This is a genomic window from Flavobacterium humi (assembly GCF_004745595.1).
GTDB lineage: Bacteria > Bacteroidota > Bacteroidia > Flavobacteriales > Flavobacteriaceae > Flavobacterium > Flavobacterium humi.
Map to the genome: position 1 here is coordinate 445793 of NZ_SRLH01000004.1, position 22527 is coordinate 468319.

Below are 22527 nucleotides of genomic sequence, written 5' to 3' on the forward strand. Positions count from 1 at the left end.
TAAAAAGAAATGTTGTCTGAGCGAAGCGAGTTCATTTCTTTTAGGATGCAAGACGTATCTGACCGCCGAGAATGCAAGACTTGATTTTTTGTTTCTTTTGCATCAAGGCAAAAGAAAAGAGATAAGAATCAAGGCAAAGTACAAGAAGTTTGTATCAAAAGAAAAATAAAACACCCCTCAAATCTTATAAAAATCCCCCAAAATCTTATAACCCCTTTCCCCTTCAAAGACCTTACATTAGCAATAACAACCCACATAAAGAACATGTATGGCAATACTAAACCAAAACGTATCCTTTATAACCAAATTTGCCTGCCTGCTGATTATAATCATTGGGCTGGGATACCTTTTTTTTATAGGCCAAAGTATTATTTCCCCATTGCTTATCGCGTTGTTATTTGCCATATTGTTGCGGCCTGTGGTAGCCTTTCTGGCCAGGAGGCTGCACGTGCCAAATGTCGCCGCCTGCCTTTTTAGCGTACTGTTGTTTGCACTGCTTTTTGTAGGGATCTTTTATTTCATCTCTACACAAATTGCCGTCATGGCAGAAGACTGGGATCAGATAAAACACAATCTCAACGAGCATTACCACCATATCCAGTCGTATGTGAGCGACACCTTCAATTTAAGCACGAAAGAGCAAAATAAACTAATGCGGGATGCCACAAGCTCTCCGGAAGGAGCCGGTAAACAAATCATCGGGACTACGCTGCTTTCCATGACCGATCTGCTGATGAGTATGATAATTGTTCCCGTTTATATGTTTTTGATATTATTATACAGGAACCACTTTAAAGTATTCGCCTGCAAGTTATTTGCCGAAAAGCACCATGCAAAACTCCAGGATATCATCAATACCATAAAAATTTCGGTCCAAAGCTATATTTTAGGATTAATGCTCGAATTATTGATTGTTTCCGGCCTTACAACATTAGGCCTTTGGGTAATCGGAGTCAGATATGCCATATTATTAGGGGTTATCACAGGGCTTTTAAACCTGATTCCATACCTGGGCATATTCATCGCCGGATTGCTCAGTATCATCGCTTCGCTTACAGGCTCTTCCGACCTTTCCATCATCATTGGCATCATAGTCGTTAACCTGTTGGTGCAATTCATAGACAACAACCTTTTGGTGCCTTTGGTGGTCAGTTCCAAAGTAGAAATAAATTCGCTTGCCACAATAGTGGGGATCATCATAAGCGGTGCCATTGCCGGAATACCGGGCATGTTCCTTGCCATACCTTTAATGGCTATCCTGAAAGTAATTTTCGACAGGGTAGAAGGCCTGCAGGCGTGGGGTTACCTTTTAGGCGACGACCTGCCTAAATCCTTCCAGTGGAAAAGAAGAGGAGTTAAGGCAATTGCCGAAAAAGATGTAGGAAAGTGAATAAATATAGAAGCAAGAGTCAAGAAAGTTATAATGGGATTGATGATCTAAATAAGCGGATTAGCCAATGTCTTAATTAGCTAATTGGTTAATCCGCAAACTAAAACACAATCTTTCCAAGTTCCACCCCGCCTTTTGTATAAAATCAAGCAGAGATGTTTCCTTCGTCAACATGACAAACGTTGCGGTAAAAACTGTGTTAGTAAATTATTCTCAAAGTTGTCATCCCGACAAAGGAGGGATCTCCACAATCTTACCAAGCCCTCCACCACGCCCTTTTGTTTTTTACGCAAAAAAATCAAGGAAGTATTTGCGCGCTGGCAGAAGGGAGGGAACCAAAAAGCGAGGAAGCATGACGAGCGGCCCGGTTCCCGATAGGAAAATCCTTCCGTAGATTTTAAGTAAAAAACAATCAGGTTTGATTTTTGGTACTTTGTATCAAGACAAAGTACAAGGAAAAAGAAAAGCTAACGAAGATGTTTCCTTCGTCAGCATGACAAGATTACGAATAGCTTTAGTTTACGCATAAATTTTACCCCAGACTTGTCATCCCGACGAAGGAGGGATCTCCCCAATCTTTCCAAGCCCTCCACTACGCCCTTTTGTTTTTTACGCAAAAAATCAAGGAAGTATTTACGCGCTGGCAGAAGGGAGGGAACCAAAAAGCGAGGAGGTAACGACGAGCGGCCAGGTTCCCGATAGGAAAATCCTTCCGTAGATTTTAAGTAAAAAACAACCAGGTTTGATTTTTGGTACTTTGCATCAAGACAAAGTACAAGAGAAAAGAGGTTTGCAGAGATGTTTCCTTCGTCAACATGACAAGATTACGAATAGCTTTACTTTATACACAATCTTTCGCCTTAAACTTGTCATCCCGATCAAGGAATAATCTCCCCAATCTTTCCAAGCCCTCCACTACGCCCTTAAAAAGAAAAGCATAAAAAACAACGAAGAAGCAAAGTGGCAGCGTTCCGCGAAGCCGAGGAGGTCACGACGAGCGGCTCGGGACGCGGAGCGGAGCTTCAAGGTAGTTTTTGCGCTTTTGTTTTTGCAGGCTTGATTTTTGGTACTTTAGCTCACTAAACATTCATTTTCATTTGTGTTCGCTGAACCTCATACTTCGGTTTGTATCAAGACAAAGTACAAGAAAAAAGAAGTTTTGCGATAGGGTGCATAACCTAATAAACCCCAATTTCCCATTTCTACTACTTGCACTTAAAGTGCAGTTAGAGTGCAGCTAGAGTACAGTACCATTGCAGCACACCTTCAGGAAACCTCATAATACCTCCAACAAAAACAGCGCAACACCATCCGTTTAGAATGCCATTGCGCTGCTGTATAAGCTAAAAAAGAAGTACTACGGAGTCACGATATAAGCCCCCACATCCGGCGGTGAAGCGGTTCTTGGCTTGCCGTCAGCATCAGTCGGGACAACAATTGCAGTATCTCCTTTGCCAATAGCGGCAGATCCCGTTTGGATATGCAGGTCATTTTTTGCCGTATTCTTAAATTTCGGATCATTAAAAGTAAGGTAATAACTAATTACGTTATTGTTCGGATTGGCAGGTGTATCGGCAAAATCATACAACGGATTACTGCTGAACTGGTTGCCCGAATCATTAAAACGGATCAGGCAATGGTGGATGTTATAGTTGAAATCCTCCAATGCATTTTTATTCAACCCGATTTCTATATTGTTGGAACCAAATATAATACAGTTCGCAAAATTGGCCTGAACCAGGTCTGCCACAAACAGCGTTGTGCCGTCATTAAAAGTATTGTCCAGCAAAACCGCCGGCGATTGCCTGGAGCTTCCTGTCCAGTAATTGGTAAAAGTGCAATGTTTGAAGTCATAGCTTCCGCCCAACGTACAGGCCAGGGCAAATTGTCCCGCTTTATTGATTACGATATTCTCACCGCTTACTTTCCCGGTCCGTGCCAAAATCCCCACATTTGCAGAGTTATAGATTTTCGTATTCTTGATTTGTACCGTTGTTGCGTCCTGTCCCTGTATAAATATCCCTACCGAAGAATTTTTTATAGTAGCATGGTTGAAAATATTGTTGGTGCTTCCCTGCGTCAATAAGATAGTCCCCCATTGTCCGGGTGTATCCGAAAAGCCCGGTTCCAACCGGTCTCCTTCAAAGATAACTTCGTTTTCCAAAGCATCCGTAGCCGACGCCTCGCCATTTACCTGTATGCTTCCGGTATTGGCCACAATAATCCCGGCCTGGTCATGAAAATGGATCCTGGCCCCTTTGTCTATAATAAGGGTCTCGTTGGGAGGGACCGCCGCATATCCGTATATGACATAAGGTTTGTCCTTTGTAAAATGAAGTTCATCCCCATTAATCGGGTCTGTATGGCTCAGGAAAAAACCGTAAATGGTATTGCCCGGGTCAGACCCTATCTGCAAATGCTCATAAATATAACCGCCGTTCCCGTCAGGAGTCCTTTCCGGGTATAGGAAAACAGCATCCTGGATCAGGGTCACCAAATCCACTTTCTGCTGCAGCGAACCACTGTCAAAAAGGATCTGGTCGGTATAGAGCATATCTGCCGGGTTGGCATCGGCAATATCAGCTGTTTCCTCAATAAAGACAAACAAACTGTCATGGGCCAATAATTCTACATTCTCAAAGAATTTACCATCGCCAATATTATCCGGGTCATTTCCGTCTTGTCCCGTCATGCCATCTACCATCAGCCTGTATTTGGAATTGGCCCCTTTCCCCAAAGCAATACTAGGGATCGTAATATCATCACTACTGCGGTTGTATACTTTCAGCATATAGGTACTCGAACCCACGTTGGTAAATACGGTATCCAGGTACACCGTCGATTTGGAAAACTCCAGCTGTCCTTTGCTAGGAATGGTATCAAAATCTTTACGGCAGGAAACCAGCGATAAGGTAATAATAAGAAAGAATAGGAAGGTATGGCGCATTTGGTTGTTTTTTTGGATAAAAATAAGGAAAAATGTATTAACGGGCTAATTTGTTTTTTATTCTGCAATTCAAAAAGAAGTAAACCTAATTTTTGTAAATTTGGAAGACAAAAAACGAATTATGACTTGGAATAAAGAAGAGGTTTTAAGCCAGTTTAATACCATGTGTCAAAATACCCTGATGCAAACCCTCCAAATAGAATTTATAGACGTCGGCCCTGATTTCCTGGTAGCTAAAATGCCGGTCAACCCAACGGTCCACCAACCCATGGGATTGTTGCATGGCGGTGCTACGGTAGCCTTGGCCGAGAGTGTAGGCAGCGCGGCTTCCATGCTGTTCGTCAACCGTGAAACCGAAGAAGTCCGGGGTATCGAGATTTCAGCCAACCATGTCAAAAGCAAAAGGGCAGGTGAGGTCTTTGCTACCGCCAAAATGATCCATAAAGGGCGTTTGGTCCATTTATGGGAAATTAAAATCGTAGACGAGCAAGACTTGATGATCTCAATCTGCAAGCTGACCAATATTGTTTTACCTCTAAAAAAATAGTTATGAACTCTCTGTTTGATAAAGTAAACCAGCACAGGAAGCAGCATTTGCCTTTTGTTTTGTACCGGAAACCGAATTCCAAAACGGTCATCGGCCTTTTTCAGGAGAACGACCATTTGTATTTTTCTAAAGATTTCCATGAAAAGGGTTTTGTTTTTGCTCCTTTCCGCAATGGGGACGTGATTGTCTTTCCTTTGGAACTCTCGTCGGTAAAATTTGCCGCGCCCCACTTGGCCAGTGCAAGCGATGAGGATTTTGCCGGAATCCAGCCTGATTCCCATGACAAGGAACACTTTATGGCATTGGTCCAAAAGGGTATCGATGCTATTGATCAGGGACTTTTCAGTAAAGTAGTCCTTTCCAGGTCCGAAGCCATAGCTTTGCCTGAATTCGACCTGGAAGCGGTTTTTGAAAGGATGCTCCAACAATATTCCACAGCATTCTGTTACTGTTGGTTCCATCCCAAAGTAGGCATGTGGATGGGTGCCACTCCCGAAAAATTATTATATGCCAAAGAAAATAAATTCAATACGATGGCTTTGGCCGGGACACAGCCTTTCCAGGGCAATGATGTAGTCTTTTGGCAAAACAAGGAAAGGGAAGAACAGGAATTCGTGACTCATTTTATTTCAGAAAACCTCAAGGACATTACTTCGGAAATGACTTTTTCCAGCCCGTATACCACAAGGGCCGGGAACCTGTTGCATCTTAAGACAGATATCGAAGGGGTCCTCAATACCCATTCCAATCTGAAGAAAGTAATTGATATCCTGCATCCGACGCCTGCGGTCTGCGGCCTGCCCAAACTGGTGGCCCAAAGCTTCATTTTGGAAAACGAAGGCTATGACCGGGAATATTACACGGGTTTCCTAGGCGAACTCAACCATGATTTCAATACAAATGAAATGGCTTCGGATTTTTATGTCAACCTTCGGTGCATGAAACTCGAAAAAGACAAAGCGCATCTCTACATGGGCTGCGGCATTACCAAAAACAGCCACCCTGAAGCAGAATGGGAGGAAACGGTCAACAAATCAAAAACAATGAAACGAATACTATAATGATAAAATTAGACATACTTGCCTTTGGGGCGCATCCCGATGATGTTGAATTGGGCTGTGCCGGTACTATTGCCAAAGAGGTTTCACTGGGGAAATCCGTTGGGATCATTGACCTGACAAGAGGAGAATTGGGAACACGCGGTTCCGCTGAAATCCGGGATACCGAATCCGGGAATGCTGCCAAAATCCTAAACATAGCTGTCAGGGAAAACCTGAACTTCAGGGATGGGTTCTTTAAAAACAATGAAAAGCACCAGCTGGAAGTCATCAGGATGATCCGGAAATACAAACCCGAAATCGTCCTTTGCAATGCCATTGACGACCGGCATATCGATCACGGCAAAGGAAGTAAATTGGTTTCCGATGCCTGTTTCCTTTCCGGGTTGCTGAAAATCGAAACCAGCCTAAACGGAAACATTCAGGATCCGTGGAGGCCCAAATTGGTATACCATTATATCCAATGGAAAAATATCGAGCCCGATTTTGTCGTAGACGTAACCGGTTTTATGGATATCAAAACGAAAGCGATCATGGCCTACGATTCTCAATTTTACAACCCGAAAACCAACGAACCCGAGACACCCATAACTTCGAAAAACTTCCTGGACAGCGTAAAATACAGGGCTCAGGATTTAGGCCGGTTGATAGGGGTTGAATATGCGGAAGGATTTACTGCCGAAAGGTATTTGGCAGTCAATAGTTTAGATGATTTGATATAATTTTTTTCTTTTTTTCTTTGCAGAACTGAACTTTTGCAATATATTTGCACTCGTTAAATAAATGGTGGTTGTAGCTCAGCTGGTTAGAGTAGCGGTTTGTGGTGCCGCGGGTCGCCGGTTCGAACCCGGTCAGCCACCCTTAATAGGGTAAAAGCTCCGAAGTAATTCGGGGCTTTTTTTTGTTTGTATACTTTCCGTTTTTAAGATTCTGCAGATTTAATATAAATTCGATTTATTTAAATTGCTTAAAATCAGCATGGTATTAATTATTTTTTATAAATTAGTAGGAATAACCTTAAAAAATAATTAACCATGACCAAAAAACTTTTTAAATTATCGATTTTTGCTTTGTTGTTTATTACTTCATGTTCTAAAGACACTGCAGTTGACCAGGAAATCACTATTGATCCTAGTCAGGAAAAACCATTAACGCCCCAGGAAATCAACGGGAGAATAAATGAGGCCCTACATTCAAAGGGATCATTCAATTGGGCAGCATCTTCCAACCACTTGATTTGGAGTGCTATTGTCCAGGGAGAAGACATTGCTACCATAGGTTTCGGGGAATCCAAAAACGATTACGACAGAAGCCGCTCTGCCAACAATCAAAAGATCCAAAAAGAACTGACAGCCATCTTAATGCAGTATGAAGGAGTAAGCCTTGATAAAATACTCATTTCCTCCGATGCCTATTTGAACCTGATCGATGTTGTCATAAAAAAGCAAGAGACCGTAATTGCCTTGAGGCGAAGCAAGTATATCCGCTACATCGAGCCGGCCAATTACCGGTATATGGCCAATGCTTCTTCCAATGAAAGATCGGATTCCAGCTCCAGTTCCGGCTGCGGTTACGACCCGGAAGCATTGAACGCAGCCGATTACACAACAGTAACGCCAAATGCGAAAGTTCCCTGGGCTTTTTACCAGCATAACATCCCATCGGCATGGAATTACAGTACAGGAAGAGGGATTACCATCGGAATTGTAGATACGGGCGTTTCACCGAATCAAACGCTTTTGGGTGCTAATTTCAATGATGGTGTTTCTACCGGAAGGACAATCCAGAAATATGGAACGTACGTTGATTCTATCTGGCCTTGGAGCACTTCAACGGATGGCCCGAATGATCAGTGCGGCCACGGGACCAGCATGGCTTCGGTAGCATCGGCACCAAGGAATGATAACGGAATGCCTGTCGGGGTTGCCTATAACGCCAATGTGGTTACCTACCGGGCGGCTGCCAATGTGGTGGTGGAAGGCTATCACGAACAGAATGGTGTGAAAAACGCTTTTACGGCTTTGGGAAATAGGAGTGATGTAAAAATCATTTCCATGTCTATGGGGCATATTTTTTCTGTTGGTAAAATAGAAGACGGAATCAAATACGCTTACAGCAAAGGAAAACTGATTTTTTGTGCCGGAGGGACCTCGACTAGTTTTACTAATTTCGTAGGAGTGATTTTCCCGGCCTGGATGGCAGAAACAGTTGCGGTAACGGGAGTAAAGGAAGGGGCAATGCAGAAATGCGACGTTTGCCATTCCGGAAGCAAGATTGAATTTACGGTTGTCATGCAAAGGGCTTCATCAGGAAATACCGTTCCGGTGAATAATTACAGCGACAGCCAAACCGATTATGTAGGCGGTTCATCAGTCGCGACGGCAACATCAGCCGGTATTGCGGCCTTGGTTTGGGCCAAAAACCCTACCTGGACAAGGGAACAGGTGCTCACAAAAATGCGGCAATCGGCAAGTTTGTATCCTAACAGGAATTCGGAATACGGTTATGGAAATGTCAATGCTTTTTTAGCGGTTCAATAATCAAAATGAAAAAGGGAAATCAAAATCTGATTTCCCTTTTACTTTATCTTTCAAAGCCTATTGATTTTTTATCGTAATTAAAGATTGTCTTCAATTCCTTATATTTTTCATCAAACTCTTCTTTGGAAATGGCTTCAATGTGCTTTAACCATTTTAAATTTTTAAATTGATCTTCATAATTAAGGTTTTTATCCAAAATCATATAATAATTTTCCCTTAGATATTTATTTCTGGCAGAAAATATATTTTCGATAAAATTATTGACGATTTCTTCATTTGGAATTTTTTTATAGATGAATACATTAGTATTATTACTAAGTAATCCTATTCTCCATGATTTTTCTTTTTTAAAGAGAAAAATAAGTAACAAAATTATCCCTATAGCAGTAAAAACAATCCAAACATCAGGATCAGTATCTTTATCATTTCTCGAAAGAAAACCTATGAAAGCTAAAAACATACTAATACAGGAAGCAATAGCAAAAAACATACTTGAATTTTCATGTGAAGCTTTATAAATCGATAAGTCTTCAAAAGAAATTATAGCTTCAAAATCGCTTTTCCCAATTATTTTTTCTTTATAGAGTAATTTTGAGCCTAAAATTTTAAATTCCCTTTCATGAAAAATTTTCTTTTGCTTTAATGTTTGCATAATTTCAACACATTTGAGTTTTAACGTTTTTTTAAACTCTTATAGCTCTTTTATATTAAAGGTTAGAATACAAGAATCTGAGAATTTTGATAGATTATTAAGCGTTTAATTTCCTGATTTATCCACAACAGGCCTGTCTTTTCGGTTGGCCAGTTCCCAGGCAATGACAAAGGCGAGTTTTGATCTTTTGGCCAAAGCACCAAATTCTATTTTATCGACTTCATCCGAAGGTTGGTGGTAATCCGCATGAACGCCATTGAATAAAAATACCGATGGGATGTTGTGTTTTGCGAAATTATAATGATCGGAACGGTAATAGAAACGATTCGGGTCATTATGGTCATTGTATTTGTAATCCAGGTTGATATTGACGAATTTCTTATTAGCCTCCTCACAAGCTTTGTACAAATCTGTGGAAAGGTAATCGGAACCAATGATGTACACATAATTATTGGAGTCTTTATGAAGCTCGTCGCGTCTGCCAATCATGTCGATATTCACATCGGCAATTGTTTTTGAAAGCGGGAACAAAGGATGTTCCGTATAATAACGGGAACCGTGCAGGCCATGTTCTTCTCCGGTGACATGCAGGAAAAGGATGGAACGTTTCGGGCCGAAACCTTCATTTTTAGCTTGTTGAAAAGCCTGGGCAATTTCCAGCAGCGCAACAGTCCCGGAACCGTCATCATCAGCACCATTGTAGATTTCGCCGTTTTTCATTCCTACGTGGTCGTAATGCGCCGAAACAACCAAGATTTCTTCCGGTTTTTCAGAACCTTCAATAAAAGCCCAAATATTTTCAGAATCTTCCAGTTTCTCACTGTTTACCTTATTCATGTATTCCGCCGGGACTTTCTGATAATAATTCGTGGCTCCCTTCGGAAAAGAAATACCATTGTTTTTATAGGTTTCGATCAGGTACTGGCCTGCTTTTTTTTGCCCTTTTGAACCTGTTTCACGGCCTTCCATCTCATCGGAAGCAACAACAGTCAGGTGTGCTTTCAATTCTTCGGCAGAAATGGTATTCATGTATTTTGTAATGTCAGCAGGGGTTTTTGCAACCGTATCTTTTTTGCTCGAACAACTGTTCAGGGTAAGCGCGGCAATTGCGGATAAAATAATTTTACTTTTCATAGAATAGGTATTGTAGAACGAATATAACCAATACTGGTTTATATCCAAATTTTATAGGATTAAATTAACATTTACAATCCCGTTGTCAGTAAACAGGCTTCCTTAGGGTATTTTAATCTTCCTCTTCTTCTAATGAATTCGATTTGGAATAGGCCCGCCATTTATCGATACATTCTTTCATATCCTGCGGCAATTCAGTATCAAAACGCATGAATTCCTTGGTTACGGGATGTTCGAATCCTAATGTTTTGGCATGGAGCGCCTGGCGTGGCAATATTTTGAAGCAATTCTCTATAAATTGTTTGTATTTTGTAAAAGTGGTTCCTTTCAGGATCAAATGGCCTCCGTAACGCTCGTCATTGAACAACGGATGACCGATATGTTTCATATGTGCCCTGATCTGGTGTGTCCTTCCGGTTTCAAGGATGCACGAAACGACTGTGATGTAACCAAAACGCTCCAGTACCTTATAATGCGTAACGGCAGGTTTCCCTATTTCAGGATCGGCAAAAACGGCCATTTGCATCCTGTCTTTCAGGTGCCGGGCCAGATTTCCTTCAATGGTGCCTTCATCTTGCTGGATATTCCCCCAAACAATGGCAACATATTCCCTTTCGGACGTTTTTTCTTCAAACTGTTTTGCCAGATGGGTCATCGCCTGTTCGGTTTTGGCAATTACCAAAAGCCCGGTAGTATCCTTGTCTATCCGGTGTACCAAGCCCGGACGCTCGCTGCTGTTCATCGGCAAACTCTCAAAATGGTACGCCAGTGCATTGACCAATGTCCCGGTATAATTTCCATGCCCCGGATGCACGACCAATCCTGCCGGTTTGTTTATCAGCAATAAGGCATCGTCTTCATACACAATGTCCAGTGGGATATTTTCGGGATCTACCCTGTTTTCAAAAGGCGGATGGGAGAGCATGACTTTTATCTCATCAAAAGGCTTTACCTTGTAATTTGATTTTACAGGGACGCCGTTGGCAAAAATATTCCCTTTTTCGGCGGCTTGCTGGATCTTGTTCCGGGTGGCATTTTCGACGAGTTGCATCAAAAATTTATCCACACGCAAAATAGATTGCCCTTTTGCCGCTACAAAACGATAATGTTCAAATAATTCTTCGTCTAGGTCGTGTTCTGGATTTTGGGTATTCATTCTTTTAATTGCTGGTTGAATCTGCAGGTTCGTTGTTCATCTCATCAAGGTCTTCGTCATTAAAGCCTACTTTTCCGTCTCCTAAAATCAAATCCACTTTAGACATTTTCAGTACCTGCTGGCCAGGTTTTATAGGTTTTCCGTTGAGTTTCATTTCCAGTACCATGTCTTTGGCCAAATTAGGCACATAGCTTGTATCGCCAACCTCAAGGCCCAAAGCGGTCAGGGTAGGCACAGCCTGGCGGTATGTTTTCTGGATCAGGTCAGGAATGCGCACTTTGGCATATCCGGTTGAATTTATCTTGACATAAATGACCCTGTTTTTTTTCACTTTGGCGCCCGGGTTCGGGTCTTGCTGGACAATTGACAGTTTCGGGAAAGCGGCGTTGTAATCTACGGTATCCAGCAATTCGTAATCCAAATCCAGTTCGTCGAGTTTATCTTCCGCCTGTTCAAGCGTCATTTTGCTTAAGTTGGGCACAGTAATTTCCTGGCCGTGGTTAGTGGTAAAACCAATCCAATACATAAACAGGAAAAGTGACGCAAATACAATAAGCAAAGCCAAAGCCAGTTGCTTGACAAACGTAAAACTAAGTAGGAACTTTTGTAAACTCATAAAATATCATTTATTGCAAAGATATAAAAATTGTAATGTGGTTTCATTTGAAAAAAAATGATAATTTTGTTTGACAAAAGCTTTTTTAGGAGCTATTTCCTGCTGTTCGTTCCAATCTTTCGCTTTTTAAAGGAAAAAGCAAAAGGATTTCCACTTCCATCAGGGCTAATTTTAGAATACGAAACCAAAATACCTTTATGAAAAACATCGCCATTATCATGGGAGGCTACTCCAGTGAATATAAAATCTCATTGACCAGCGGAAACGTAGTGTATCAAAACTTAGATAAAGCAAAATACAAAGGGTACCGCATCCATATCTTTAAGGAAAAATGGGTATATGTAGATGACAATGAGGCAGAATTCCCTATTGATAAAAACGATTTTTCCGTTACGGTAAATGGTACTAAAATTGTTTTCGACGCAGTTTTCAATGCCATACACGGCACTCCCGGGGAAGACGGCCTTATGCAAGCCTATTTTGAGCTTATCGGTCTTAAACAGACATCCTGCGATTATTACCAGGCAGCCCTGACCTTCAACAAACGGGACCTGCTTTCGGTGCTGAAACCTTACGGGATCAAAACGGCCACTTCTTTCTACCTGAACCAGGGAGATGCCATCAACCAGGAAGCGATTTTAAATAAAGTAGGTTTGCCTTGTTTTGTAAAACCGAACAAATCGGGTTCGAGTTTCGGGATTTCCAAAGTACATACAAAGGAAGAATTCCTTCCTGCCATTGAAGTTGCCTATAAAGAAGACAATGAGATCATTATAGAAAGTTTCCTTGACGGGACAGAAGTTTCGGTAGGTGTAATCAATTATAAAGGGGAAGTGGTTGTGCTGCCCATCACTGAAATTGTTTCCGAGAATGATTTCTTCGATTACGAAGCCAAATATTTAGGGAAATCGCAGGAAATCACGCCAGCCAGGATTTCAGCGGAAATGACCCAAAAAGTGGGTGCTATTGCCAAAAAAGCCTATGAAGTCCTTAAAATGAAAGGATTTTCCAGAAGTGAGTTCATAATCGTAAACGAAGAACCGCACATGCTGGAAATGAATACCATTCCGGGGCTTACTACTGAAAGCCTTATTCCGCAGCAGGCCCGCGAAGCCGGGATCCCGTTAACGGATTTGTTTACCAACGCTATCGAATTAGCCCTTAACTCGCCATTATGAGAAAAGCTATATTTCCGGGGTCGTTCGATCCTATCACTTTAGGCCATCTGGACATTATCAAAAGGAGCATTCCTCTTTTTGACGAAATCGTCGTTGCCATTGGCGTCAATGCCGAAAAAAAATATATGTTTTCACTCGAGGAGCGCAAACGGTTTATAGAAGAAACATTCAAAGACGAACCTTCCGTTTCGGTTATTACCTATGAAGGCCTTACCATTGAATTGTGCCAAAAACTAAATGCCGGATTTATCTTGCGGGGCCTTCGCAATCCAGCCGATTTTGAGTTTGAAAAAGCTATTGCACATACCAACAGGAGATTGTCTAAGATAGAAACCATTTTCCTGCTCACGGCAGCCGATACTTCGTATATAAGTTCCAGTATCGTCCGGGATGTGATCCGTAATGGCGGGGATTATAAAGTTTTGGTACCTGAGGCCGTCAGGACAAAATAAAAGCAGCTGCATTTTTACATAAAAATCATTCTTCCGTTTTTTTGACTACTTTCCGGGCCACTTCAATCTTGAATTTTTTGCCTTTCATTTTTTCGTTGCGGATGTTTTGGAGAAGATCCTTGACCTTTTTGGATTTTACCGCGGCAAAGGATATGAAATCTTTTACTTCAATTAATCCCAGATCGGTTTTTTCCAGTTTCCCTTTTTGGGAAAAGAAACCGACAATATCGATTTTATTGAGTTTGTTTTTCTTGCCGCCGCTGATATATATGGTCTGGAATTCTGGCGGTTTGGGTAGGGTAGAGGCTTCATCTACTTTCAAGACAGCCATTCCGTAATTGATGTAGTCTAATTTTTTTTCACTCTCGTGAACAATAATATAAGCCGTTCCCGAAGCCTGCATTCGGGCAGTCCTTCCGTTGCGGTGCGTAAATTCGTCTTCTTTTGAAGGCAAATGGTAATGGATGACATGTTTCATTTCAGGTATGTCCAATCCCCTGGCAGCCAAATCGGTAGTAACCAGGTAACTGATGCTTCCGTTCCTGAACTGGATCAGGGCGCGTTCCCGTTCTTCCTGGTCCATTCCTCCATGATAATAGGTGGCATAAATGCCTCTTTGAATCAATTCGTCGCTAATCCTTTCGGCCGCATCCCGATGATTGCAAAAAATAATAGCAGCTTCTGATTGGAGAGAACAAATCAGGTGAAACAGGCTTTTGATTTTGTCTTTTTCTTCTGAAACGATCATTTTCATCGAAAGATTGGCCTTTTCTCCTTCTTCCGTAGGGATAAAATCCAAAACGGTTGGGTCGGAGGCTCCGGTATATTTAGGAATTTTGATATCGGATGTGGCAGAGACCAGGACACGCTTGCGTAATTTTGTCAAACGGCCCATTATAAAAGACATTTGCTCGTGGAAACCCAATTGCAATGATTTGTCAAATTCGTCAAGGACTAAGGTTGTAATAGTATCGGTTTTGAAAGTGCCCCTATCCATATGATCGGCAATCCTTCCAGGAGTTCCAATCAGGACAGCCGGTGGGTTGCTCAGGTTTTTGATTTCCGTTTCGATGGAATGCCCGCCGTAGCATACATTTATTTTGTAGGAAGTCCCCATTTTTTTCCAAACCTGCTCAATCTGCAGCCCCAATTCTCGTGATGGCACTAAAATCAAACACTGTACCGTATTGATTTCTTCTTGCAGTATCTCGAAAACGGGCAGCAGGAACGCCAGTGTTTTTCCGGAACCCGTTGGCGAAAGCAATAAGATATTCGGTTCGTTTAAGATGCTGTTTTGAGCAGTTTCCTGCATTTCATTTAAGCTTTCAATCCCTAAATTGAGCAAAATGTTGTTGGAATGGTGATTGTTATTCATGCGGCAAAGGTAAATGAATTTGGGTTTATCCGGCAGGAATGAAGCGTTTTTAGAAAATCAATTCCAAAACAAGGCCGGGAGGTTCAAAATAATTATATTTGGGTTTCTATTTTTCAAGCTTCTACCATGAGATTTTTCAGTGTTGTATTCGTATTCCTTTCCGCTGCTGTTGTAGCACAGACCCAGTCCAAATATGCTACTTTCTTTGAAAAAGGAAACGGCAACCAGTCAGCCACTTACAAAGAAGTTATTTTGTATTATGAGATGCTCGATAAGGATTTTACTTCTGTAAAAATGGAACAGATGGGGCTTACCGATAGCGGGGAACCATTGCATATCGTGATTTTCAGTGCCGATCAGAACTTTAATTTCAATACACTGCAGAAGGATAAAGCGGTCATCCTGATCAATAACGGAATCCATGCCGGGGAACCCGATGGGATTGATGCCACGATGTCATTTTTCCGGGATTTGGCTACAGCCAAAATAAAAATCCCTAAAAATACAGTAATCGTAACTATCCCGGTATATAATATTGGAGGTGCTTTAAACAGGAATTCGACTTCGCGTGTCAACCAAAATGGGCCCGAAGAATATGGTTTCCGTGGCAACGGAAGGAATTTTGACCTGAACCGGGATTTTATCAAAAGCGATACCCGGAATACCAAAAGTTTTGCTGCCATTTTCCACAAACTGCATCCGGATGTTTTTATTGACAACCATGTCAGCAACGGCGCCGATTATCAGTATTCTTTAACTTATATCCAAACACAGCATAATAAATTGGGTGCTTCTTTGGGTGCTTTTTTAAATGAAAAGATGACACCTGCCATTGTTGCCGACCTGAAAAAGAAGAAAATCGAGTCGACACCGTATGTAAATGTCTGGGACGGTACGCCGGAAAAAGGCTTTCCGCAGTTTGTGGATTCGCCAAGATATGCCACAGGCTATACGTCTCTGTTCAATACGGCCGGCTATGTTGTGGAAACACATATGCTCAAGGATTATTCCAAAAGAGTGCGCGCCACCTACGAATTTATGGTCAGCACAATGAATTATGTGGATGCAAACGCCGGATTATTAAAGAGCATAAAAGAGAAAAACACCCATCAATTCAAACCAAAAGACCGTTACCCAATAGCATGGGAGCTGGATTCGGCAAAAGTAACCAAAATGGCTTTTTTAGGATATGAAGGCGGGTATAAGCAGAGCGATGTGACTTCGGGAAACAGGCTGTTTTATGATGAAACAAAACCGTACAATAAAGCCATCAGTTTTTACCCTGATTACAAACCGGTGCAGGAAGTGGTTATTCCTGAAGCCTATATCATCCCAAAATCGCAATGGGAAGTCATTGATTTGCTGCAATGGAACGGCTGTACTTCTTCCGTTTTGGAAAAAGACACGTTAATAGCAGTGGAAACCTACAGGATTGAAGATTACAAAACGGGTTCCAATGCATACGAAGGCCATTATTTGCACAGGAATACCAAAGTTTCGAAATCGGTTAAAAAAATCCTTTTCCACAAAGGGGATTACGTTTTTTTGACAACACAGGATGCCGTAAAATATTTACTCGAAACATTAGAACCTGAAGCCATTGATTCTTTCTTTAACTGGAATTTTTTCGATACGATCCTACAACAGAAGGAAGGCTATTCGGACTATGTTTTTGAAGACCTGGCGGCCAAATTTTTAAAGGAAAACCCTTCCGTGCGGTTACAATTGGAGGAAAAGAAAAAAAACGATGCCGCTTTTTCCCAAAACCCTGCGGCGCAACTGGACTGGGTGTATAAGAATTCGCCTTATTACGAAAAAGCGCACCTGAATTATCCGGTGTACCGCCTGGTACGCTAAAAATATTTATTTTCCGGCGTCGGTTCGCTGCACCCGTGCCTGGACTTTTTCTTCCTGGAATAATAATTTGATGTTCTCGTAGGAATTCTTGAGGGCTTCGGTAACCTGTTCAGGATTGAGCCAGGCCACTTTTTCGATTCCTTCTTCGATTTGCCCTTTTGGTGTCCCTTCGAATTTGGTGTGCATTTCGAACCAATGCGTCACTTTGAGTTTGTACACGCCGTTGCGCTTGAATACATGATAGGTTTTTTGCAGCTTGTCGGTAATGGTAAGTTTGTTGACGCCGGTTTCTTCCTCGACTTCCCGTATGGCCGTATCTTCGATTTCTTCCCCTTTTTCGGTGCCGCCTTTGGGTAAATCCCATTTTCCGTTCCTGAAAATAAAAAGGACTTCCCCGTTTTTGTTGTATACCAATCCGCCGCCGGCCTTGCTGACAGGGATTTTGGCCTTGAGCGTTTTCATAATCTCTTTCTCGTCAGGATGGTACAAATACGCTTTCTGTATTTTATTCTGAAAGAAATTAATTATTAACTGTTTGATATCGGCACTTTCCAACAGGAAAAATTTGAAATCAGTTTCTTTTTTGATTTCATTTGTCAGGAAAAGTGGCTTGTCGTTCACAAAAACTTTATACATTTGTACTATGATTTTTAATAAAGATACAGCTAGTCAAACTGCCGAATTGCTTTTACAAATAAATGCAATTAAATTGAATTCTAAAAATCCTTTTACATGGGCTTCCGGATGGAAATCCCCCATTTATTGTGATAATAGGATAATTCTCTCATTTCCAGCCATCAGAAATTACATTCGCGACGAATTTGCCAAGAATATCGAAAAGCAATTCGGGAAACCGGATGTTATAGCAGGTGTTGCCACCGGAGCTATCGGTATAGGTATACTTGTGGCGGAATCATTGGGGCTTCCTTTTGTGTATGTAAGGCCTGAGGCCAAAAAACACGGCCGCTTGAACCAGGTGGAAGGATTCTTGCAAAAAGGGCAAAATGTGGTTGTGGTGGAAGATCTTATCAGCACCGGGAACAGCAGTTTGCTTGCAGTTGAGGCTTTGCGTAACGAGGGTGCCAACATAAAAGGAATGGCAGCTGTTTTTACCTATGGGTTTCAGGTGGCAGAAGATAATTTTGCCCAGGCCAAAGTGGACCTCTTTACCTTGAGTAATTACGAAAACCTTTTGGAATTGGCCGTAGCCAAAGAATACATAACCGAAACGGAACAGGAATTGCTGCAGCAATGGAAAAAAAGCCCGTCCGAATGGAATGTTGAGGTTTAGTGCCCGTTACCTATCATCTTAAATCTATTATTTTACATACAAATGAATTTAGAAAGTCAAAAAGTTACCGTTCAGAAATCGGCCGAATATATTTTTAATGAATTATCGCAGGTTAAGAATTTTGAAAAATTAATGCCGGATACTATTGCGAAATTTGAAGTACTTGATGAAAATGCTTTTATTTTCGGTTTGAAAGGAATGCCGGAAATCAAATTGAAAATGAAAGAAAAGGTGCCAACGTCTAAAATCGTACTTGGGGCGGCTTCCGATAAACTGCCATTTACCTTAACGGCGAATATCCAGGAAACCGGTGCTGCATCTACAGATGTCCAATTGTTTTTTGACGGTGAATTCAATGCCATGATGGCTATGATGATCAAAGGCCCTATCAGTAAATTTATTGAGACTTTGGCAGAAAATATGCATAAGCTGTAATATTAAACAGCATTTTATAATTTTTGAAACCTTCCTGATTCCCGGGGAGGTTTTTTAATATACCATTGTGATTTCCTTGATCCCGAATTGCTTCACGCTGTCATCTTCGAGTAAAACCTCAAGTTTCCCGTTGGGGTTTATTCCCTGGATAAGCCCCATGAATTTAAGCCCTTTGTTATCTTCAAAAACCGTCGGGATATCTTTCCTGAACAGGTTTTGAGTATATTCCTGCCATAGGCTGTCAGTTTCCCCGTTTTTGATTTTTGTGGTATAGGTTTGCATTTCATCCACAATGCTTTCCAGAAGGTTCTCGGTATCAAAATCCAGCCCCATATATATTTTTAGCGACGATGCTTTTGGCAGGTTTTCAAAATCTGTCTGGTTTACATTAAGCCCGATGCCCACTATCGAATCGATTTTGCCGTTTTCTTTGATGCTGTTTTCGATCAGTATGCCAGCTATTTTTTTGTTTTCTGCCATAATGTCGTTAGGCCATTTGATGGATACAGCCGGGATTTTATATTTTTTCAGGGCTTCAACAATGGCTAAAGCAACTGTCATGTTTAGGATAAATATATCTTCAATAGAAGTTAAGGTGTCGCGTATTAATATACTGGTTATTAGGTTCTTATTGCTTTCTGACAGCCATTTTGATCCCATTTGTCCTTTGCCTTTTGTCTGTGTTTTGGCAGTTACGGCAGTGAAGTTTTCGACGTTTTGTGTTTGTGATAATCCTTTTAAAAAATCGTTGGTGGAATCTATGGCATCGAGTTTGATTACTTTCATATGTCGGATTTTGTAACTATAACTGAAGTATCTTAATTTTATCTTCAAAATAAAGACAAAAAACAATAACTTTGTAAAAAATATTTTTTAAGAAATAAATGGCGAAAAAAGCAATAAGCAATGATATTTTGTTAGCAAATATCATCAAAGGAATTGAAGAAGTAAAAGGTAACGATATAGATATTCTGGATTTAAGGGAATTGGAGAATACGGTATGCGACTATTTTGTAATTTGTAATGGAAATTCAAATACACAGGTTAACGCAATCGTGAATTCGGTTCAAAAAGTAGTTTCAAAAGAACTTAAAGACAAACCTTGGCATGTAGAGGGGTCAGATGTTGCTGACTGGGTTTTAATGGATTATGTTCATATTGTTGTGCATGTTTTTCAAAAACACATTCGTGAATATTATAACATTGAAAGTCTTTGGGGTGACGCAAAAATCACATCTATTGAAAACAAATATTAAATAAAATATCTATGTCACAAGAGACCAAACAGAATAATTTTAAATTTAATCCGTGGTGGATTTACGGCATCATTGCAGCAATTTTCCTAGCCATGTGGATTTCAGGCCAGTCCCGTTGGGTGGAGCCGACCAAAACCACCGTATCTAAATTTTATGAATACCTGGACTCTAGCCAAGTGGAGAAGGTGGTGGTTTACAATAAAAAAACAGCTGAGGTCTTTTTGAAAAAAGCAGCTTTAAAGCTAAAATCACATAAAGATATCCCTAAAGAGGATTTACTGAAAAACCCTAACCTTGGGCCTCATTATACATTAGAAATAGGGAATGACGAGATTTTCCAAAATAAATTGGATGAAGCCAAAAGAAATAAAAAACTCGTTTCTTACGATTACAAAACATCAAGCGACTGGACTGATTTGATCGGTTTCCTTCCCATCATACTTTTGCTGGGCTTCTGGTTCTTTATGATGCGCCGTATGTCCAGTGGAAACGGTGGCGGAGGCGGACAGATTTTCAGTATAGGGAAATCGAAGGCAAAATTGTTTGATGAAAAAACAGATGTCAAGACCACATTCAAGGACGTTGCCGGTTTGGAAGGTGCCAAAGAAGAAATCCAGGAAATAGTTGAATTCCTTAAAAACCCACAAAAATATACGAACCTTGGAGGTAAGATCCCTAAAGGAGCTTTGCTTGTAGGGCCTCCGGGAACAGGAAAAACATTATTGGCAAAAGCCGTTGCCGGTGAAGCCCAGGTGCCTTTCTTTTCTCTTTCAGGATCGGATTTCGTTGAAATGTTTGTAGGAGTAGGAGCTTCGCGTGTGCGAGATTTGTTCAAACAGGCAAAAGAAAAATCACCCGCTATTATTTTCATTGATGAAATCGACGCGGTAGGACGTGCCCGTGGCAAAAATAATTTTTCAGGTTCTAATGACGAACGTGAAAACACATTGAACCAGTTGCTGACGGAAATGGACGGATTCGGTACAAATTCGAATGTAATTGTTTTGGCAGCTACCAACAGGGCAGATGTGCTGGACAAGGCATTGATGAGAGCAGGCCGTTTTGACCGTCAGATTTATGTGGATTTACCGGACATCAGGGAGCGTAAGGCTATTTTTGAAGTACATCTTGGGCCGCTTAAAAAAGTGGAAAACCTCGATACAGATTTCCTGGCCAAACAGACGCCAGGGTTTTCAGGTGCGGATATTGCCAATGTTTGTAATGAAGCCGCTTTGATTGCCGCCCGAAACAATAAGGAAGCAGTAGACAAACAGGATTTCCTGGATGCCGTGGACAGGATTGTAGGCGGATTGGAAAAGAAAAACAAGATCATCACACCGGAAGAAAAGAAAGCCATCGCGATTCACGAAGCCGGCCACGCTACGGTAAGCTGGATGCTGGAACACGCCGCACCGCTTATTAAAGTAACTATTGTGCCGCGAGGACAAAGTTTGGGAGCTGCCTGGTATTTGCCGGAAGAACGCCAGATCGTACGCCCGAACCAAATGCTGGATGAAATGTGTGCCACTATGGGCGGACGTGCTGCAGAAAAGGTTATTTTCGATAATATTTCAACAGGAGCGTTAAGTGACCTGGAAAAAGTGACCAAACAGGCCCGTGCCATGGTTACGGTTTACGGTTTGAACGATAAGCTTGGGAATATCACCTATTACGATTCTTCAGGCCAGACGGATTATAATTTCTCAAAACCGTATTCTGAGGAAACTGCCAGGACAATTGATGAAGAAATCTCTATTTTGATTGAATCCCAGTACCAAAGGGCGATTATGATCCTTAAGGAGAATAAAGACAAGCTGAACAAGCTGGCCGATATCCTGATCGAAAAAGAAGTTATCTTTAAGGATGATTTGGAAACGATCTTTGGTAAACGCCCGTTTGACCAAGTGCCATCGGCTGAAATTGTTTAAAACTTAGTTAATAAAATACATAAAAATCTTAATCTGAATGGCAATTTAGGTTAAGATTTTTTTACCTTTGATAGGTAAAGAGTAATTACCCTATAGTTTACTACTGTCTATGAGTATTTTCAAAAAAATATTTGGTTCAAGTAGCGATGCGTCAAATGATGCTGGCGAAAGTGAATACAGCCCATTTCATGATTTACATTCTCAACTCCCTATCGATGAGCAGTTTACTCATAATTTCAAAAAAAACGGAGGAAAGTTTTTATATTGTGAAAATGTAGCGGAACTAAATGAGCAATTTGAGAATATCCTGGAAGAAAATGACTGGTTCGAATCCGAAGCCTTGTGCCTCGAGCCGAGATTGTTCAAAATGCTCCAGGAAAACAACATCTCTTTTGACAAACCCACCAATCCTAAATTCCTTTTGGCAAGCTGCGAAAACCTAGTTGCAGATGAAGGTTCAGTCTTGTTTTCATCCAACCAGATCAAACAGAACAAACCGAACGAACTGCCGGACAGTATTGTCCTTGTTGCGACGACCAGCCAGATTATCCTGAGCAAAAGTGATGGTTTGAGGGAAATAAAAAAACGTTATACCACTGATTACCCTACCAATATAACGACTATCAAATACTTCGAAAAAGTAAAAGAAGAAGATTTCTTGCACTACGGAAGTTCTCAGAAAAACCTGTATTTACTGCTATTAGAAGATTTGTAA

21 protein-coding genes and 1 tRNA gene are annotated in these 22527 nt (G+C 41.2%); 14 read left to right on the forward strand and 8 right to left on the reverse strand.

All coding sequences use genetic code 11. The features are described from left to right. Nucleotides 1–268: 268 nt before the first annotated feature. A complete protein-coding gene (locus E4635_RS09665; protein WP_135526431.1) occupies nucleotides 269–1390 on the forward strand; it encodes an AI-2E family transporter in 1122 nt (373 codons plus the stop codon). A 1357-nt stretch (nucleotides 1391–2747) separates the two neighbouring features. Here the strand turns inward: E4635_RS09665 and E4635_RS09670 are convergent. Continuing rightward, entirely contained in the window at nucleotides 2748–4337 is a 1590-nt protein-coding gene (locus tag E4635_RS09670) for a choice-of-anchor Q domain-containing protein (RefSeq protein WP_135526432.1), read from the reverse strand. Between the two features lie 121 nt (nucleotides 4338–4458). Between E4635_RS09670 and E4635_RS09675 the strand changes: the two genes are divergently transcribed. From E4635_RS09675 to E4635_RS09695, 5 genes are all read left to right on the forward strand, one after another. Continuing rightward, nucleotides 4459–4884 carry a hotdog fold thioesterase gene (locus tag E4635_RS09675; protein ID WP_135526433.1) on the forward strand — a complete coding sequence of 142 codons (426 nt, stop codon included), beginning with the start codon at nucleotides 4459–4461 and terminating at the stop codon, nucleotides 4882–4884. A gap of 2 nt (nucleotides 4885–4886) precedes the next feature. Next, nucleotides 4887–5945: an isochorismate synthase gene (locus E4635_RS09680; RefSeq protein WP_135526434.1), complete on the forward strand. Its 1059-nt coding sequence runs from the start codon at nucleotides 4887–4889 to the stop codon at nucleotides 5943–5945. Between the two features lie 2 nt (nucleotides 5946–5947). Beyond that, nucleotides 5948–6664, forward strand: a complete 717-nt coding sequence (gene bshB1 / locus E4635_RS09685) for a bacillithiol biosynthesis deacetylase BshB1 (protein WP_135526473.1) — start codon at nucleotides 5948–5950, stop codon at nucleotides 6662–6664. Between the two features lie 64 nt (nucleotides 6665–6728). Then, nucleotides 6729–6802, forward strand: a tRNA-His gene (locus tag E4635_RS09690). A 174-nt stretch (nucleotides 6803–6976) separates the two neighbouring features. Then, on the forward strand, nucleotides 6977–8482 hold the full coding sequence (locus E4635_RS09695; protein ID WP_135526435.1) for a S8 family peptidase: 1506 nt from the start codon (nucleotides 6977–6979) through the stop codon (nucleotides 8480–8482). A 43-nt stretch (nucleotides 8483–8525) separates the two neighbouring features. Here E4635_RS09695 and E4635_RS09700 read toward each other — a convergent pair whose 3' ends face one another. From E4635_RS09700 to E4635_RS09715, 4 genes are all read right to left on the reverse strand, one after another. Then, entirely contained in the window at nucleotides 8526–9134 is a 609-nt protein-coding gene (locus E4635_RS09700) for a hypothetical protein (protein WP_135526436.1), read from the reverse strand. A gap of 105 nt (nucleotides 9135–9239) precedes the next feature. Then, on the reverse strand, nucleotides 9240–10268 hold the full coding sequence (locus E4635_RS09705; RefSeq protein WP_135526437.1) for a M28 family metallopeptidase: 1029 nt from the start codon (nucleotides 10266–10268) through the stop codon (nucleotides 9240–9242). A 112-nt stretch (nucleotides 10269–10380) separates the two neighbouring features. Continuing rightward, complete coding sequence (locus E4635_RS09710) at nucleotides 10381–11424, reverse strand: RluA family pseudouridine synthase (protein WP_135526438.1); 1044 nt, start codon at nucleotides 11422–11424, stop codon at nucleotides 10381–10383. 4 nt (nucleotides 11425–11428) lie between these two features. Further along, on the reverse strand, nucleotides 11429–12040 hold the full coding sequence (locus E4635_RS09715) for a PASTA domain-containing protein (RefSeq protein WP_135526439.1): 612 nt from the start codon (nucleotides 12038–12040) through the stop codon (nucleotides 11429–11431). A 197-nt stretch (nucleotides 12041–12237) separates the two neighbouring features. On the opposite strand from E4635_RS09715, the gene E4635_RS09720 reads away from it, so the two are divergent. Beyond that, on the forward strand, nucleotides 12238–13218 hold the full coding sequence (locus E4635_RS09720; RefSeq protein WP_135526440.1) for a D-alanine--D-alanine ligase: 981 nt from the start codon (nucleotides 12238–12240) through the stop codon (nucleotides 13216–13218). Further along, on the forward strand, nucleotides 13215–13670 hold the full coding sequence (gene coaD / locus E4635_RS09725) for a pantetheine-phosphate adenylyltransferase (protein ID WP_135526441.1): 456 nt from the start codon (nucleotides 13215–13217) through the stop codon (nucleotides 13668–13670). The genes E4635_RS09720 and coaD overlap by 4 nt, the downstream gene beginning before the upstream one ends. Before the next feature lie 25 nt (nucleotides 13671–13695). On the opposite strand, the gene E4635_RS09730 is transcribed toward coaD, so the two are convergent. Continuing rightward, nucleotides 13696–15045: a DEAD/DEAH box helicase gene (locus E4635_RS09730; protein ID WP_135526442.1), complete on the reverse strand. Its 1350-nt coding sequence runs from the start codon at nucleotides 15043–15045 to the stop codon at nucleotides 13696–13698. A 126-nt stretch (nucleotides 15046–15171) separates the two neighbouring features. On the opposite strand from E4635_RS09730, the gene E4635_RS09735 reads away from it, so the two are divergent. Beyond that, the gene (locus E4635_RS09735) at nucleotides 15172–16902 is read left to right on the forward strand and encodes a M14 family metallopeptidase (protein WP_135526443.1); all 1731 of its coding nucleotides are present in this window, start codon (nucleotides 15172–15174) and stop codon (nucleotides 16900–16902) included. A gap of 6 nt (nucleotides 16903–16908) precedes the next feature. Here the strand turns inward: E4635_RS09735 and E4635_RS09740 are convergent, their stop codons facing one another. Further along, nucleotides 16909–17538, reverse strand: a complete 630-nt coding sequence (locus tag E4635_RS09740) for an NUDIX hydrolase (RefSeq protein WP_135526444.1) — start codon at nucleotides 17536–17538, stop codon at nucleotides 16909–16911. Between the two features lie 7 nt (nucleotides 17539–17545). Here E4635_RS09740 and pyrE point away from each other — a divergent pair, with 7 nt between their 5' ends. Continuing rightward, nucleotides 17546–18193 (forward strand): orotate phosphoribosyltransferase, encoded by a 648-nt coding sequence (gene pyrE, locus E4635_RS09745; RefSeq protein ID WP_135526445.1) that lies wholly within the window; start codon nucleotides 17546–17548, stop codon nucleotides 18191–18193. A 42-nt stretch (nucleotides 18194–18235) separates the two neighbouring features. Further along, nucleotides 18236–18628: an SRPBCC family protein gene (locus tag E4635_RS09750; RefSeq protein WP_135526446.1), complete on the forward strand. Its 393-nt coding sequence runs from the start codon at nucleotides 18236–18238 to the stop codon at nucleotides 18626–18628. Between the two features lie 54 nt (nucleotides 18629–18682). Here the strand turns inward: E4635_RS09750 and E4635_RS09755 are convergent, their stop codons facing one another. Beyond that, the gene (locus tag E4635_RS09755; RefSeq protein WP_135526447.1) at nucleotides 18683–19414 is read right to left on the reverse strand and encodes a biotin--[acetyl-CoA-carboxylase] ligase; all 732 of its coding nucleotides are present in this window, start codon (nucleotides 19412–19414) and stop codon (nucleotides 18683–18685) included. Nucleotides 19415–19512: 98 nt separating this feature from the next. Here E4635_RS09755 and rsfS point away from each other — a divergent pair, with 98 nt between their 5' ends. The 3 genes from rsfS (at nucleotide 19513) to E4635_RS09770 (ending at nucleotide 22527) form a co-directional block, all read left to right on the forward strand. After that, nucleotides 19513–19884 carry a ribosome silencing factor gene (gene rsfS, locus E4635_RS09760; protein ID WP_135526448.1) on the forward strand — a complete coding sequence of 124 codons (372 nt, stop codon included), beginning with the start codon at nucleotides 19513–19515 and terminating at the stop codon, nucleotides 19882–19884. An 11-nt stretch (nucleotides 19885–19895) separates the two neighbouring features. Next, a complete protein-coding gene (ftsH, locus tag E4635_RS09765) occupies nucleotides 19896–21812 on the forward strand; it encodes an ATP-dependent zinc metalloprotease FtsH (RefSeq protein WP_135526449.1) in 1917 nt (638 codons plus the stop codon). Between the two features lie 109 nt (nucleotides 21813–21921). Continuing rightward, nucleotides 21922–22527, forward strand: coding sequence for a lactate utilization protein B/C (locus E4635_RS09770; protein ID WP_135526450.1), 606 nt, complete (start codon nucleotides 21922–21924; stop codon nucleotides 22525–22527).

Bases quoted from the DNA above. Each gene is read 5' to 3' on its own strand.
- E4635_RS09740 (WP_135526444.1), bottom strand. From the start codon at position 17,538: ATGTATAAAGTTTTTGTGAACGACAAGCCACTTTTCCTGACAAATGAA.
- E4635_RS09670 (WP_135526432.1), bottom strand. From the start codon at position 4,337: ATGCGCCATACCTTCCTATTCTTTCTTATTATTACCTTATCGCTGGTT.
- E4635_RS09750 (WP_135526446.1), top strand. From the start codon at position 18,236: ATGAATTTAGAAAGTCAAAAAGTTACCGTTCAGAAATCGGCCGAATAT.
- E4635_RS09730 (WP_135526442.1), bottom strand. From the start codon at position 15,045: ATGAATAACAATCACCATTCCAACAACATTTTGCTCAATTTAGGGATT.
- E4635_RS09715 (WP_135526439.1), bottom strand. From the start codon at position 12,040: ATGAGTTTACAAAAGTTCCTACTTAGTTTTACGTTTGTCAAGCAACTG.
- E4635_RS09675 (WP_135526433.1), top strand. From the start codon at position 4,459: ATGACTTGGAATAAAGAAGAGGTTTTAAGCCAGTTTAATACCATGTGT.
- E4635_RS09665 (WP_135526431.1), top strand. From the start codon at position 269: ATGGCAATACTAAACCAAAACGTATCCTTTATAACCAAATTTGCCTGC.
- E4635_RS09755 (WP_135526447.1), bottom strand. From the start codon at position 19,414: ATGAAAGTAATCAAACTCGATGCCATAGATTCCACCAACGATTTTTTA.
- pyrE (WP_135526445.1), top strand. From the start codon at position 17,546: ATGATTTTTAATAAAGATACAGCTAGTCAAACTGCCGAATTGCTTTTA.
- E4635_RS09710 (WP_135526438.1), bottom strand. From the start codon at position 11,424: ATGAATACCCAAAATCCAGAACACGACCTAGACGAAGAATTATTTGAA.
- rsfS (WP_135526448.1), top strand. From the start codon at position 19,513: ATGGCGAAAAAAGCAATAAGCAATGATATTTTGTTAGCAAATATCATC.
- E4635_RS09700 (WP_135526436.1), bottom strand. From the start codon at position 9,134: ATGCAAACATTAAAGCAAAAGAAAATTTTTCATGAAAGGGAATTTAAA.
- E4635_RS09695 (WP_135526435.1), top strand. From the start codon at position 6,977: ATGACCAAAAAACTTTTTAAATTATCGATTTTTGCTTTGTTGTTTATT.
- E4635_RS09720 (WP_135526440.1), top strand. From the start codon at position 12,238: ATGAAAAACATCGCCATTATCATGGGAGGCTACTCCAGTGAATATAAA.
- E4635_RS09680 (WP_135526434.1), top strand. From the start codon at position 4,887: ATGAACTCTCTGTTTGATAAAGTAAACCAGCACAGGAAGCAGCATTTG.
- coaD (WP_135526441.1), top strand. From the start codon at position 13,215: ATGAGAAAAGCTATATTTCCGGGGTCGTTCGATCCTATCACTTTAGGC.
- E4635_RS09770 (WP_135526450.1), top strand. From the start codon at position 21,922: ATGAGTATTTTCAAAAAAATATTTGGTTCAAGTAGCGATGCGTCAAAT.
- ftsH (WP_135526449.1), top strand. From the start codon at position 19,896: ATGTCACAAGAGACCAAACAGAATAATTTTAAATTTAATCCGTGGTGG.
- E4635_RS09705 (WP_135526437.1), bottom strand. From the start codon at position 10,268: ATGAAAAGTAAAATTATTTTATCCGCAATTGCCGCGCTTACCCTGAAC.
- E4635_RS09735 (WP_135526443.1), top strand. From the start codon at position 15,172: ATGAGATTTTTCAGTGTTGTATTCGTATTCCTTTCCGCTGCTGTTGTA.